Raw genomic sequence first — 12,700 nt, forward strand, 5'->3', positions numbered from 1 at the left:
GTTTTTCTCAAAAATATGTTTTTGTACTGTTTTGTATAAGAGCTTCCTCCGGTCGCTTTATACAAAACACAAAAACTATATTTTTTTCAAAAAAGCTTTTCACTTTAATCAGGGCTGTTTTGTAATGTAATCGTAATAAATATCGGTTAAATATAATCCATGTGCCGGAACCGAAAATCCCGCTTTCTCTCTGCTTTTACTGGCAATAATATTTTCCAGGTCTGCCAGTGTAATTTTGTGTAAACCAATATTAATTAAAGTCCCCACAATCGCGCGAACCATATTTCGTAAAAAACGATTTGCCGAAATTGTAAAAACCAGTTTGTTGTTTTCTTTTTTCCAATAGGCCTCAAAAATCGTGCAGTCAAAAGTATTTACATCTGTATTAACTTTAGAAAAACACTGAAAATCGGTATGTTTCAATAAAACCTGAGCAGCTTCATTCATTAAATCTACATCCAGTTTTTGATTTACATACCAGCTTAATCCTTCCAAAAACGGATTTTTTACAGTATTGATATGATATTCGTAAGTTCTTTTCACAGCATCAAAACGGCAATGAGCGTCATCATGCAGCGGGATAATGTCAAAAATGGCAATGTCTTTAGGTAAATACGAATTGAGTTTGTGTACCAAAACCGGAACATTAATAGGGTTTTCAAAATCAAAATGACCGTACATTTCAGAAGCATGAACTCCGGTGTCAGTTCTTCCTGCGCCCATTACACTTATTGTTGAATTCAGTAAAACAGAAAGTGCTTTATTTAAAGTTTCCTGGACTGAAGGTGCATTGGGCTGAAACTGCCATCCGTGATAATGGGTTCCGTTGTAAGCAAATTGAATAAAATATCTCATTTTAAGGATAGAGGTTCTTGAGTGCAAAGGTATGAAAAAAGTTTCTAAGGTTTTTTTTAAGAAGCTAAGGTTCTGAGGAGCTAAGGTTTTCTTTTTGTTCTGATATTCGTAGGGAGGCGCTGCAGTGCGTCTAACATTAGATTGTTTAATAATGTGTATTACAAAACTAACAGCTGTAAATCTAAAGCTAGATTGTAAAACAAAATACTTAATTTTGCCAATCACGGACAAAGATGCGCGGCAGGGTGTTTCTACAAAGAAAACCTTAGCGCCTTAACCTTAGACCTTTAAAGAAAAAATGCTCAAAATCCTTCTTCTTTCCGATACCCATAGTCATATTGATGATACTATTTTAAAATACGTTAATCAGGCAGATGAAGTGTGGCATGCCGGTGATATTGGCGATTTACACGTCACTGATACGATTAAAAAACTCAAACCGCTGCGTTGTGTTTACGGGAATATAGACGATGCAAAAGCCAGATTAGAATTTCCGCTTCACAATCGCTTTATGTGCGAAGATGTCTCAGTTTGGATTACGCACATTGGAGGTTATCCCGGAAAATACAATCCGGCTCTAAGGGATGAAATGACTTTAAATCCGCCCAAATTATTTATCTGCGGACATTCACATATTTTGAAGGTGATGTTTGATAAGAAAAACAATCTGCTTCATATGAATCCCGGTGCGGCAGGAAAAAGCGGTTTTCATCAAATGCGTACAATGCTGCGTTTTGTAATTGATGGGGATAAAATAAAAGACCTTGAAATTATAGAAATAGGCAAGAAGTAACTTCTAAGCAATTGGGACTTTAATTTTTACCGAAGTTCCGGTGTTTTCATCAGGCCTTGAAATGATCGAAAAAGTACCTTTGAGTTTTTTTATTCTAACCCTGATCCTGTTAAGTCCGAAACCTTCGATTTCATCTATTTTTTCAGCATTAAAACCTTTTCCATTGTCATGAATAATGATAATAAGTCTGTTATGATGTTCGTGTATCGAAATTTGCGCCTTATGAGCTCTGCTGTGTTTAATGATATTGTTGAATAATTCTGAAACTATAAAATAAAGTTTCATTTCGAATTTTTCAGAATACCTTGTTTCTGTAGAAACAGAACTGGAAAACTTAAAATAAATATCTGAATTAGAATTTCTTTCGCATAAATCTTCGAGCGCATAAATTAGCCCAAAACGAACCAGAAGAGTAGGAACGAGTTCGTGAGATATATCACGTAAAAGATCGTGTGCTTCCTGAAGAATTGCTTTTGCTTTTTTAATTTCTTCTGACTGAATATCATGTTTGGCTGTAAATACATTTAAATGAAGTCCTGCCGAGGATAAAAGGGAATTTACATTGTCGTGTAAAAACGAAGCAATTTTTTTCTGTTCAATTTCCTGAGTGTCAATTCCGGCATCAATAGCATTGAGGAGTATTTTTTGCTTGGTATCTTTTCGCTTTATTTTTTGCTTTAACATACTGTTCTGATAGACATAGTAAAAGAGAAAAAACAGCATGATAACCAGTATGACAGATAAACTGACTATTTTTTTATTTTCTAATTGTACATTATTAGATTGCCTTAAATCTGTTTCTTTTCCTGCATTTTGCTGTACGGCATTGCTTGCAGAAGCTGTGTTCTGTGCAGCAAAGACTGAAGTGCTGCTTAAAACGATAAATAGAAAAGAAATAAAAAATCGGATAAAAGCCATAACTGAATTTTGATTTGTTTTTACGGATTAATCAAATTGTTTTTTAAAGCATATTTTACAAGCCCGATTGTGTTTTTGATATTGAGTTTTTTTAAGATGTTTTTGCGGTGTGTTTCAACCGTATTCGGACTAATGAATAATTGTTCGCTTATCTCTTTTCCGCTGTATTCCAGGGAGATTAAAGTGATGATTTCGATTTCCCGCGGACTCAAAATCGGATTTTCGATTAAAACATTTTTGTTTAGTTTGGGATTGTTTTGAGAAAATATATTGAAAATTTTTTCCCTTACAGCATCAGAAAAATATTCCTGTCCCTGATATACCGCTTTTATGGCTTCGATAATATTTTCGCCTGCACATTTTTTGGTTAAATAGCCTTTGGCACCCAGTTTCATGACTTCTTTAATGATTTTGAGATCATCATAACTGGACAGGATAATAACTTTGCAGGGAAATTGTTTCTGACTGAATTCTTTTAAAACTTCAATGCCGTCTTTCTCCGGCATACTGATATCTAAAACCAAAACATCAGCTTTATCTTCGATCACATCATCGTATATAGAGATGCCGTTCAATGAACTGCCTGCCACTTCAAATTCAGGAACAGTCTGCAGTAAATTGCTCAATCCATCAATAAGAACCTGATGATCATCAGCAAGATGTATTTTGATTTTATCTGTCATAACTATTTTAGAAGCAAAAAATGCAAATTTATGAAAAAATTATCTTACAAATGAAATTTAAGCTGATTATGTCAGTTTTAACCGGTCTGGCAGATTTATGGCCACAAAAAAACCCGAATAAAAATTCGGGTTTTCTTCGCACAAAAAATTAAGTTTATAGGTTTATCTCAAACGGTCTACAGATTTTACAAGATCTTCATCCTTTTTGATGGCCTTATTAGCTAAAACTAATAACACGATAGAAACAATCGGCATGAACATCCCAATACCTTTCTCAGAAACAGCATCTGCCGTTTCTCCAGATAAATTTAGAGAGCGATATACAAATAATCCTAACAAAATTAAGTTTAATATTATGTTCAGTCTGCCCATTACAAACTGATTTTGTCTTTTTTTGAATGATATGATACTGATTATAGTCAGCATAGTGCTTAATCCTAGTAATACCGTGTAAAGCTGGCTCTGCATAAAGTAGAACGGCTTGCCTGTATTTAATGTCCAAAGCGGTACAAAAAATAGTATAACCCCGCTTACAATGAAGGTAAGAATTAAATATACGGTTTGAATTCGTTGTAACATAACTTGAAATTGTTTTACAAAAATATATTTTCTTTTTTTAAAATACTATTGTATGATTAAATTTTATTCGTATTATTGCATCAAAATACCGTAAGCACTTCATACTGCGGTCAATTGAAAAAAAATATCTACCTATTCTTTTTACAGTATTTCCTTTTAAAAATAATTAAACTCATAGAACATTCATGTTTGATATTTCTGCATTAAAAGAAATGAAGCTTGCTGAGCTTCAAGAAATAGCTAAGTTAGCTAAAACTATAAAGATCAACGGCGTTAAAAAAGATACTCTGATTACTCAGATATTAGCCCATCAGGAGGCGGCTTCGGCACCCCCGGCAGAAACTATTGCAGAAAAGGAAACAAACAATGAAAAGCCAAAAAGAGCCCGAATTGCTCCGGCTAAAAAAGCAGTCAGCAAAAATGCACCTGTTCTTGAATTTGATACTGTAGAAGAAACGCCAAAGGAAACCGAAACTCCTGTGGCAGCAGAAGATAAACAAACCGAACAGCCCCTGGAAACTGCCGAAAATAAGCCTGCAGCAGAGAAAAAAGGAGCTAAAGCAGTAAAATTTAATAAGTCAGCTTACGAGAAAAAGGTGGCGCAGCAAAAGGAAAAAGAAGCTGTAAAAGACGTAGTTTCTAAAGAAGAAGTTACAACAGAGAATACCACTACAGAACCAGTCGCTGAAAAGACTGAAAATCCTGCTCCGGTTAAAAAGATTAATCCTAATCAGAATAAAAACCAAAATTCCAGCCAAAACCAGAATCAAAATCCAAATCAGAACCAGAATCAAAATGGTAATGGAAATAACGGAAATCAAAACCCGAACCAAAATCACAAAAACAAGAAAAACAACAATAATTTCAGGGATTCAGACTTTGAGTTTGACGGAATTATCGAAAGTGAGGGTGTTCTTGAAATGATGCCGGATGGTTACGGATTTTTACGTTCTTCAGATTATAATTATTTAGCTTCTCCTGACGATATTTATTTATCGACTTCTCAAATCAGGTTATTTGGTTTAAAAACCGGAGACACCGTAAAAGGAGTGGTTCGTCCGCCAAAAGAAGGTGAGAAGTTTTTTCCTCTTGTTCGCGTATTAAAAATCAACGGACATGATCCTCAGGTAGTTCGCGACAGAGTTTCGTTTGAACACTTAACACCGGTTTTCCCTTCAGAAAAATTTAAATTAGCCGAAAAAGGCAGTTCTATATCAACCCGTATTATCGATTTGTTTTCTCCTATAGGAAAAGGACAGAGAGGTATGATCGTTGCTCAGCCAAAAACGGGTAAAACCATGCTTTTAAAAGATATTGCAAATGCAATTGCGGCAAATCACCCAGAAGTTTATTTGATCGTTCTTTTGATCGATGAGCGTCCTGAAGAGGTTACCGATATGCAGCGAAGTGTAAGAGGCGAAGTTATCGCGTCAACTTTTGACAGAGAACCGCAGGAACACGTTAAAATTGCCAATATCGTTCTTGAAAAATCAAAACGTTTAGTAGAGTGCGGACACGATGTAGTCATTCTTTTAGATTCTATTACACGTTTGGCAAGAGCTTACAACACCGTTCAGCCGGCATCTGGTAAAGTATTAAGCGGTGGTGTAGATGCCAATGCGTTACAAAAACCAAAACGTTTCTTTGGAGCGGCAAGAAATGTTGAAAACGGAGGATCATTAAGTATCATTGCAACGGCATTGACAGAAACAGGTTCTAAAATGGATGAGGTGATCTTTGAAGAATTTAAAGGAACCGGTAACATGGAACTTCAGTTAGACCGTAAAATTGCCAATAAACGTATTTTCCCTGCTATCGATCTTACATCGTCAAGTACACGCCGCGACGATTTATTATTAGACGAAAAAACACTGCAAAGAATGTGGATCATGCGTAAATATCTTTCAGATATGAATCCGGTAGAATCTATGGATTTTGTAAACGATCGTTTCAAGAAAACCAAAAACAACGAAGAGTTTTTGATTTCTATGAATGACTAAAAGGGAGGTTCTGAGGAACTAAGGTTCAAAGGCTTTCTTTAATTAATATATAAATAAAAAAGGGATGAGTAAAACTCATCCCTTTTTTATTGTTTGCAGAGGAAAAACCTTTGCGCCTTTGCCTCTCAGAACCTTAGAACCTATTTCTTATCAACTACAGGTCTGTTTTCTCTGTTTGCTAAATCCCAGGCAAGTACAAAAGCCAGTTTTGTTCTTTGAGTTAAAGCATCATATTCAATTTTTTCTGCAGTATCATCTTTTCCGTGGTAATCTTCGTGAACTCCATTGAAGAAGAAAATTGACGGAATACCGTGTTTTGCAAAGTTATAGTGGTCAGAACGCTCATAAAAATGATTTGGATCTTTTGGGTCATTAAATTTAAAATCTAAGTCCATTTTGATGTATTTTTCATTTTGAGCAACCACAGCGTTATGAAGGTCAGATGATAACCTGTCGGCACCAATTACATAAACATAATTGTTTGTATTAGCATGTTCAGCATCACGGCGTCCGATCATGTCAATATTGATGTCAGCAATTGTATTGGCAATTGGAAACAGAGGGTTTTCAGAATAGTAGCGTGAACCATGTAAACCATGCTCTTCGCCTGTTACGTGCAGGAATAAAATAGAACGTTTTGGACCGTAACCTTGTTTTTTAGCTTTTGCAAAAGCTTTTGCCATTTCGATAACCGCTACAGTTCCTGAACCGTCATCGTCAGCTCCGTTGTACACTTCACCGCCTTTAACTCCAACGTGGTCATAATGAGCTGAAATTACCAGTACTTCATCCGGTTTTTCGGTACCTTCAATATAAGCCCAGATATTTTCTGAATCCGGTAAATTTTCGTTGCGTCTTGCGTTCAAAAACGCAGCAGGAACAGGCTGATAGAAATCTTTTGCACCTTTTGGAAAAGAAATACCGCTTTTTTTGTATTGCTCGATCATATAAAGACCTGCTTTTTTTTGTCCGGCAGAACCTGTTTCACGACCCTCCATTTCATCAGAAGCAATTACATAAAGCATTTCTTTAAGATCTTTTTCTGAAATCTGTTTCAGATATTTAGTTGGATCTGAGTTATCTTTTGATACCGTCGACTGTGTATTTTTGCACGAAAAGGCCGAGGCAATTAATAAAAGAATTACAATTTTTTTCATTTTTTGTATTAGTGTAAATTGATAAAGGTGTATAAAACGTATAAGATCAGTAAAAATAGGATAAAAAGTGCATTGATAATGAATAATAAAACACTTTTTAGAAAAGATACTATTCGGGACTCGCCGTAAAATCGATGATGGGCGGGGTAGAAATAATAACACATCCAGATTGTTCCTGCAATACTGATAAGCGACGACACATAGGTGAGGGGATTATCCTCGCCGAAAAGCCCGGCTATTTTGTTTATAATAAACATAATCAGGAAGATCAGGAGTAAAAAAGAGAAATAATGCAGGGTGAAAATCCCGTGGTCAAAATAATACCATTTCTTTTTGTTGTGAAACAGCCACAAGAAAAACGCAAAAAAAGGCATAATGATAAATAGAATTTTAGGGAGATTGTGAAAGAAAGCTTCTGCAAACTTTGTATAAATTTCTTTTTTTGTGTATTTCTCAGTAACGTGACTTGCTTTTTCAATAAACCAATAACTGCTGGCATTAAGCTTTTCTTCTTCTTTTCCATATTTCTGGATAGAATCAAATTTCTTCATATTTAAAAAAGTAAAGTACTTCTTGTCTTCCTTTTTGATATTCAGTTCTTTAGTGGTTTTAGCAATTGCTTCATCTAAGTCCTTTTCGCTTTTATTGCTGTTTTCGTTGACTTTTCCCGGAAACATTGCAATCAGTAAAAAAGTAATGAAACTGATAAAAATATACAATCGCACCGGAGCTAAATACGAGAGACGTTTTCCTGAAAGATATTCTTTCGTCAGCGTTGAAGGTTTAAAAAGAAGGTTTTTAATCGTTTTCCAGAAAGCATTTTCATAATGCGTTAAATCTTCAAAAAAGTGAACAAATAAATGATGAAAAGTCTTTCGGCTATCGCTGTTTTCCTGTCCGCAGTTAGGACAAAACTTTTGTTCTACGACATGGCGGCAGTTCAGACAGGTTTTGTCTTCTCTGATTTTGTTATGTGACATTGGTTTATTTGGTTGGTTTAGTTTTGGTCAGTTTTTAGGTTATTTCTTAAGCACTTCGTTCAGGAAAACTTGTAAATGTTCAAAAGATCTTTTGGCAGCCACGGCATTATAAGCGGCGCCTTTTGAGTTGTCATTTCCTGCTTCCGGATTTGTAAATGAATGTACTGAATTGGCATAGTAGATCATCTGCCAGTCTGCTTTTGTATCACGCATTTCCTGTTGGAATGAAGCAATTTCTTCTTTTGAAACAAATGGATCGTCAGCACCATGACAGATTAAAACTTTGGTGGTAATTGGTTCTGCAGGTCTCGAAGCCTCTTTACCCAAGCCGCCATGAAACGAAGCCACACCTTTTACATTCAAATGACCGCGTGCTGCTTCCAGAACTCCGGTTCCTCCAAAACAATATCCAATAATTACGATATTATCGGCATTTGCTCCGGATTTAATTAGTTCCTGCAAAGCGGCTTCAATGCGTTTTTGATAGGCCTGATAATTGGTTTTGTAAAAACCGGCTTGTTTTCCTGCTTCAGAAGTGTTTTTCGGATAATTCCCCTCACCATAAATATCAGCGATAAAGACATGATAGCCCAATTTTGATAAATCTTCTGCAATTCCTTTAGAAGCGTTGTCGATTCCAAGCCAGGCAGGAAGCATTAAAATTCCGGGATTCTGACTGCTTTTCTTAGCCGATTTTGCAAACAAACCATTTAAAGTCTGGTTTCCCTCAGAATATTTTACAGATTTTAGCTGCGCATTAATTGTAGTAGAAAACAATATAGTTGCGAAGATTAGTGTAGCTGAATTTTTCATTTTTTACAATTTTTAACAAATATCAGAAATAAAATGTTACAAAAAAACCTCAGTAAGTAATTCTTATGAGGTTGATATTGTTAAAATTGAATAAAAAAATAATCAGATTATAAAGACACATTGCGTTTAAAGGCGCAGCCCAATTCGACCATCGAATCGGTCTTGGCAATGCCGGGAATATTATCGATTTTTTCATATAAAATTTTACGCATGTGCTCGTGATTTCTGGCAGTAATTTTTAGATACAAAGTAAAAGAACCCGTTACAAAATAACATTCGGTGATTTCAGGAATTTCTTTTAAAGCTTCGATAATGCGTTCTGAATCTGAATCTTTATTGAGTGTGATTCCGGTAAAAGAAGCCCAGTCGTAGCCAATTTGTTTTTCGTTCAAAATGGGTTTTATACCTGTAATCACACCTTGTTCAAACATGCGGTTAATGCGCTGGTGAACCATAGTATTTGAAATTTTAAGATTAGATGCAATTGTCGAATAGGCAATGCGGCCATCTTTTTCTAATTCTTTGATGATCTTAATATCAAATTCATCTAAAATATCCATACTATATTTTTTAATTTCTGTAAAGATAAAAAAAGTCTGGATTGAATGTTGGAAATCAATTTTAAAAATGACTTTTATATTGGTGAAAATAAGTTAATTTGATTTTAATTTTGGTTTTTTTGAGTTAAATATATCTTTATTTAGTTGATAAATAAATAATTTTTATATTTTTGTTTTTATAAAAAGAAATTATCATGGCAAATACACAAGAGATACTTTCGTCAAAATCAGAGGTTTTGATTGAAAAAGAGAATAAATACGGAGCTCACAATTATCATCCGCTTCCTGTGGTTTTAGAAAAAGGAGAAGGTGTTTATGTATGGGATGTTGACGGTAAAAAGTATTTTGATTTTTTATCTGCTTATTCGGCAGTAAATCAAGGACACTGCCACCCAAAAATTGTTCAGGCAATGATCGATCAGGCGCAAAAACTTACGCTTACTTCGCGTGCTTTTTACAATGATAAATTAGGAAATTACGAAGAATACATCACAAAGTATTTTGGTTTTGATAAAGTACTGCCAATGAATACCGGAGCAGAAGCGGTTGAAACAGCGCTTAAAGTATGCAGAAAATGGGCGTATGAAGTAAAAGGAATTCCTGAAAATCAGGCGCAGATTATTGTGTGTGAAAACAATTTTCACGGAAGAACGACTACTATTATTTCTTTTTCTAATGATGAAACGGCGCGTAAAAACTTCGGACCGTTTACTGACGGATTTATAAAAATTGAATACGATAATCTTGAAGCTCTTGAAAAAGCTTTGGAATCATCCAGAACGATTGCCGGATTTTTAGTAGAACCTATTCAGGGTGAAGCAGGTGTTTATGTTCCGTCAGAAGGATATCTGGCGAAAGCAAAAGCACTTTGCGAAAAACATAATGTTTTATTTATTGCCGATGAAGTTCAGACAGGAATTGCACGTACCGGAAAATTATTAGCTGTTCATCATGAAAATGTACAGCCGGATATTTTGATTCTGGGTAAAGCTATTTCAGGAGGTGTTTATCCTGTTTCGGCGGTTTTGGCAAATGATGAAATTATGAATGTCATAAAACCGGGACAGCACGGATCTACTTTTGGAGGAAACCCTGTTGCGGCAGCTGTTGCAGTTGCAGCGCTTGAGGTAATTAAAGAAGAAAAACTGGCTGAAAATGCTGAGCGCCTTGGAATTATTTTAAGAAAAGGACTTAACGAAATTGCAGAACGAAACAATCTAATTACACTGGTTCGCGGAAAAGGACTTTTGAATGCGATTGTAATTAACAGTGATGAAGATTCGGATCTGGCCTGGGAAATCTGCCTGAAATTCAGGGACAACGGATTATTGGCGAAACCAACTCACGGTAATAAAATCAGACTGGCACCGCCTTTGGTAATGACTGAAGGACAAATACATGAATGTCTTGAAATCATCGAGAAATCACTGAACGATTTTAGATAATCGATCTTAGCATAAAGTTATGAAAACGCTGCCGGAATTTTTGGCAGCGTTTTTTTTGTGAGATAAGAATTGTATAACAACTGATGTAAATTATATAATTTTTAAAACGGGATCAGAACTAGTTTTGGATATCCATTTTAAGGATGGAATTTAAAATCTCATAAAAAGCTTTGGGGGGCTTTTTAGAGATTTTTAACCCAAAACAAATCAATGCTGTATAATTTAAAATAATTACAAATGGCCTACGGAACTACTGATTTAACTCGTTTTTTAGATGCGCAGAATAAACTTTATCTTACTGCTGTTTCAGAAATTAAAAGAGGAAAAAAAGAAACCCACTGGATGTGGTTTATTTTCCCGCAGATAAAAGGATTAGGGAAAAGTGACCTTGCAAGATATTATGCCATTGAAAACCTTGAAGAAGCCGCGGAATTTTTAAATCATCCTATACTGGCTAAACATTTAATTGAGGTTTGTGAACTTCTTTTAAACTTTAGAAAAAAATCTGCCGAAGCTATTTTGGGTGATTTAGGGGCGAGAAAATTACGTTCTTCCATGAGTCTTTTTTCTCAGGTCGAAAATGCGAATCCTATATTTCAGGAAATGCTCGACACCTTCTTTTCAGGACATTTAGATCCTGCTACTTTATCAATTGCTAATGCATCAAAAGAGGTTGTCCTTCAGGCATAATCTTCGATATATTAATTTCAATCCTAACTTAAAATAAAAAAGCGATAGTCGTAAAACTATCGCTTTTTGTTCATAATTACTAAAATATCAAAAAAAGTAATTATCTCTTAATGCAATTGACTGCTAATGAGCTTGTTCTAATACCGGAGCCGGAGCTGTTTCAACTAAAGCTTCTTTTGGTTTCAATGGTACAGATAAAACACCTTCTGCCAAAGCACTTCCTTCTTTTTTAGATTTAAATATCGGCCATAAAAATTGAGCATACCATTCTTCCTGTTTATATGATTTCATTCCATATGATTCAGGGAATTTACGAGTAATTAATCCTGTCCCGAAGATGACATCCCAGATAAAAAACATGTTTCCGAAATTTCCTTTGAAATGACCTACACCGTCTCCGCTTGTATCTGCGTGGTGCGCATGATGTGTTGCCGGGGTAGAAATTAATCTTTCTAAAACCCATGCAATTGGATGTAAAATTCTGTATTTGTAAAATGGTTTATCCCAGGCAATGCTTGAATGTGCTCCAAGAGTGATAAAACTTTTAATTACAAGAACAAACAAGGCGGGTAATCCTAATCCTAAATATGTTAAAGCAGCCGTTAAATAAATCTGAGAAAAGAAAATCGTATAGATAAAATTTTGTCTGGAAGCCATTGCCATCCCCATATACGGAGCTGAGTGATGTGTTCTGTGAAAACGCCATAAAAACGGAACCTGATGGTGTAATCTATGATACCAGTATTGCGTTAAATCATCGGCAATGGCAATTAGGAAAAAACCTCCCCAAAACGGAACCCACGATAAGGAGCCGGCCAAATTTGGGAATAAATACGGTAAAGCTGTTAAACTGAAAAAAGCAATAACCGGAGGTAAAATTAATTTTGGAGCAAGAAAAGACACAATATCAATTTTGCGTTCTTCACCTGTCCATTGATCGTCGTATAAACCTGCTCCAAATTCTATAAGTCCCAGTACAATCATAAATACGGTTAATCCCCATGTTCTGATGTTTGCAAAAACGGGCTGTACGAATTCTAAAAAGGAAGGCAGTGTAATGTGAGATTCGCTCACTGCGGCACCGCCCAGTTTAAAATAAAGATAGATTGCCGCGACTGGCAATGAATAGATAAAAAGACTTATGGTCAAGTCTCTTGTCAATTTTGAATTTTGAACTGCTGCCATGATTTCTTATTTTAAAAATTGATTAATAATGGTTAATCCTCC

General features: G+C 35.4%; 13 protein-coding genes. 4 read left to right on the forward strand and 9 right to left on the reverse strand.

The genetic code is table 11. The features are described from left to right. Positions 1-108 precede the first annotated feature (108 nt). Positions 109-855, reverse strand: a complete 747-nt coding sequence (truA, locus tag OZP11_RS21755; RefSeq protein ID WP_281232589.1) for a tRNA pseudouridine(38-40) synthase TruA — start codon at positions 853-855, stop codon at positions 109-111. A 298-nt stretch (positions 856-1,153) separates the two neighbouring features. Here truA and OZP11_RS21760 point away from each other — a divergent pair, with 298 nt between their 5' ends. Continuing rightward, a complete protein-coding gene (locus tag OZP11_RS21760) occupies positions 1,154-1,648 on the forward strand; it encodes a metallophosphoesterase family protein (RefSeq protein WP_281232590.1) in 495 nt (164 codons plus the stop codon). Positions 1,649-1,651: 3 nt separating this feature from the next. On the opposite strand, the gene OZP11_RS21765 is transcribed toward OZP11_RS21760, so the two are convergent. The 3 genes from OZP11_RS21765 to OZP11_RS21775 all read right to left on the reverse strand — a co-directional run bounded on the left by OZP11_RS21765 (position 1,652) and on the right by OZP11_RS21775 (position 3,828). Beyond that, entirely contained in the window at positions 1,652-2,566 is a 915-nt protein-coding gene (locus tag OZP11_RS21765) for a sensor histidine kinase (protein ID WP_281232591.1), read from the reverse strand. Positions 2,567-2,586: 20 nt separating this feature from the next. Next, entirely contained in the window at positions 2,587-3,249 is a 663-nt protein-coding gene (locus tag OZP11_RS21770) for a response regulator (RefSeq protein ID WP_281232592.1), read from the reverse strand. A 162-nt stretch (positions 3,250-3,411) separates the two neighbouring features. Further along, entirely contained in the window at positions 3,412-3,828 is a 417-nt protein-coding gene (locus tag OZP11_RS21775; RefSeq protein ID WP_281232593.1) for a DUF4293 domain-containing protein, read from the reverse strand. Between the two features lie 185 nt (positions 3,829-4,013). On the opposite strand from OZP11_RS21775, the gene rho reads away from it, so the two are divergent. Continuing rightward, positions 4,014-5,828, forward strand: coding sequence for a transcription termination factor Rho (gene rho, locus OZP11_RS21780; protein WP_281232594.1), 1,815 nt, complete (start codon positions 4,014-4,016; stop codon positions 5,826-5,828). Between the two features lie 140 nt (positions 5,829-5,968). On the opposite strand, the gene OZP11_RS21785 is transcribed toward rho, so the two are convergent. From OZP11_RS21785 to OZP11_RS21800, 4 genes are all read right to left on the reverse strand, one after another. After that, positions 5,969-6,985: a M28 family peptidase gene (locus tag OZP11_RS21785; RefSeq protein ID WP_281232595.1), complete on the reverse strand. Its 1,017-nt coding sequence runs from the start codon at positions 6,983-6,985 to the stop codon at positions 5,969-5,971. 8 nt (positions 6,986-6,993) lie between these two features. Then, complete coding sequence (locus OZP11_RS21790; RefSeq protein ID WP_281232596.1) at positions 6,994-7,965, reverse strand: DUF3667 domain-containing protein; 972 nt, start codon at positions 7,963-7,965, stop codon at positions 6,994-6,996. Positions 7,966-8,004: 39 nt separating this feature from the next. Beyond that, complete coding sequence (locus OZP11_RS21795) at positions 8,005-8,778, reverse strand: dienelactone hydrolase family protein (RefSeq protein WP_281232597.1); 774 nt, start codon at positions 8,776-8,778, stop codon at positions 8,005-8,007. A 107-nt stretch (positions 8,779-8,885) separates the two neighbouring features. Beyond that, positions 8,886-9,338: an Lrp/AsnC family transcriptional regulator gene (locus OZP11_RS21800; protein ID WP_281232598.1), complete on the reverse strand. Its 453-nt coding sequence runs from the start codon at positions 9,336-9,338 to the stop codon at positions 8,886-8,888. 194 nt (positions 9,339-9,532) lie between these two features. On the opposite strand from OZP11_RS21800, the gene rocD reads away from it, so the two are divergent. Together rocD and OZP11_RS21810 are read left to right on the forward strand one after the other, a co-directional pair. Continuing rightward, a complete protein-coding gene (gene rocD, locus OZP11_RS21805) occupies positions 9,533-10,783 on the forward strand; it encodes an ornithine--oxo-acid transaminase (protein WP_281232599.1) in 1,251 nt (416 codons plus the stop codon). A 237-nt stretch (positions 10,784-11,020) separates the two neighbouring features. After that, complete coding sequence (locus OZP11_RS21810) at positions 11,021-11,473, forward strand: DUF1810 domain-containing protein (RefSeq protein WP_281232600.1); 453 nt, start codon at positions 11,021-11,023, stop codon at positions 11,471-11,473. A 123-nt stretch (positions 11,474-11,596) separates the two neighbouring features. Here OZP11_RS21810 and OZP11_RS21815 read toward each other — a convergent pair whose 3' ends face one another. Further along, positions 11,597-12,658, reverse strand: coding sequence for a sterol desaturase family protein (locus tag OZP11_RS21815; protein WP_281232601.1), 1,062 nt, complete (start codon positions 12,656-12,658; stop codon positions 11,597-11,599). Between the last annotated feature and the right edge of the window lie 42 nt (positions 12,659-12,700).

It is taken from the genome of Flavobacterium gelatinilyticum (assembly GCF_027111295.1).
GTDB classification, from domain to species: Bacteria; Bacteroidota; Bacteroidia; order Flavobacteriales; family Flavobacteriaceae; genus Flavobacterium; species Flavobacterium gelatinilyticum.

Bases quoted from the DNA above. Each gene is read 5' to 3' on its own strand.
- truA (WP_281232589.1), bottom strand. From the start codon at position 855: ATGAGATATTTTATTCAATTTGCTTACAACGGAACCCATTATCACGGA.
- OZP11_RS21760 (WP_281232590.1), top strand. From the start codon at position 1,154: ATGCTCAAAATCCTTCTTCTTTCCGATACCCATAGTCATATTGATGAT.
- OZP11_RS21765 (WP_281232591.1), bottom strand. From the start codon at position 2,566: ATGGCTTTTATCCGATTTTTTATTTCTTTTCTATTTATCGTTTTAAGC.
- OZP11_RS21770 (WP_281232592.1), bottom strand. From the start codon at position 3,249: ATGACAGATAAAATCAAAATACATCTTGCTGATGATCATCAGGTTCTT.
- OZP11_RS21775 (WP_281232593.1), bottom strand. From the start codon at position 3,828: ATGTTACAACGAATTCAAACCGTATATTTAATTCTTACCTTCATTGTA.
- rho (WP_281232594.1), top strand. From the start codon at position 4,014: ATGTTTGATATTTCTGCATTAAAAGAAATGAAGCTTGCTGAGCTTCAA.
- OZP11_RS21785 (WP_281232595.1), bottom strand. From the start codon at position 6,985: ATGAAAAAAATTGTAATTCTTTTATTAATTGCCTCGGCCTTTTCGTGC.
- OZP11_RS21790 (WP_281232596.1), bottom strand. From the start codon at position 7,965: ATGTCACATAACAAAATCAGAGAAGACAAAACCTGTCTGAACTGCCGC.
- OZP11_RS21795 (WP_281232597.1), bottom strand. From the start codon at position 8,778: ATGAAAAATTCAGCTACACTAATCTTCGCAACTATATTGTTTTCTACT.
- OZP11_RS21800 (WP_281232598.1), bottom strand. From the start codon at position 9,338: ATGGATATTTTAGATGAATTTGATATTAAGATCATCAAAGAATTAGAA.
- rocD (WP_281232599.1), top strand. From the start codon at position 9,533: ATGGCAAATACACAAGAGATACTTTCGTCAAAATCAGAGGTTTTGATT.
- OZP11_RS21810 (WP_281232600.1), top strand. From the start codon at position 11,021: ATGGCCTACGGAACTACTGATTTAACTCGTTTTTTAGATGCGCAGAAT.
- OZP11_RS21815 (WP_281232601.1), bottom strand. From the start codon at position 12,658: ATGGCAGCAGTTCAAAATTCAAAATTGACAAGAGACTTGACCATAAGT.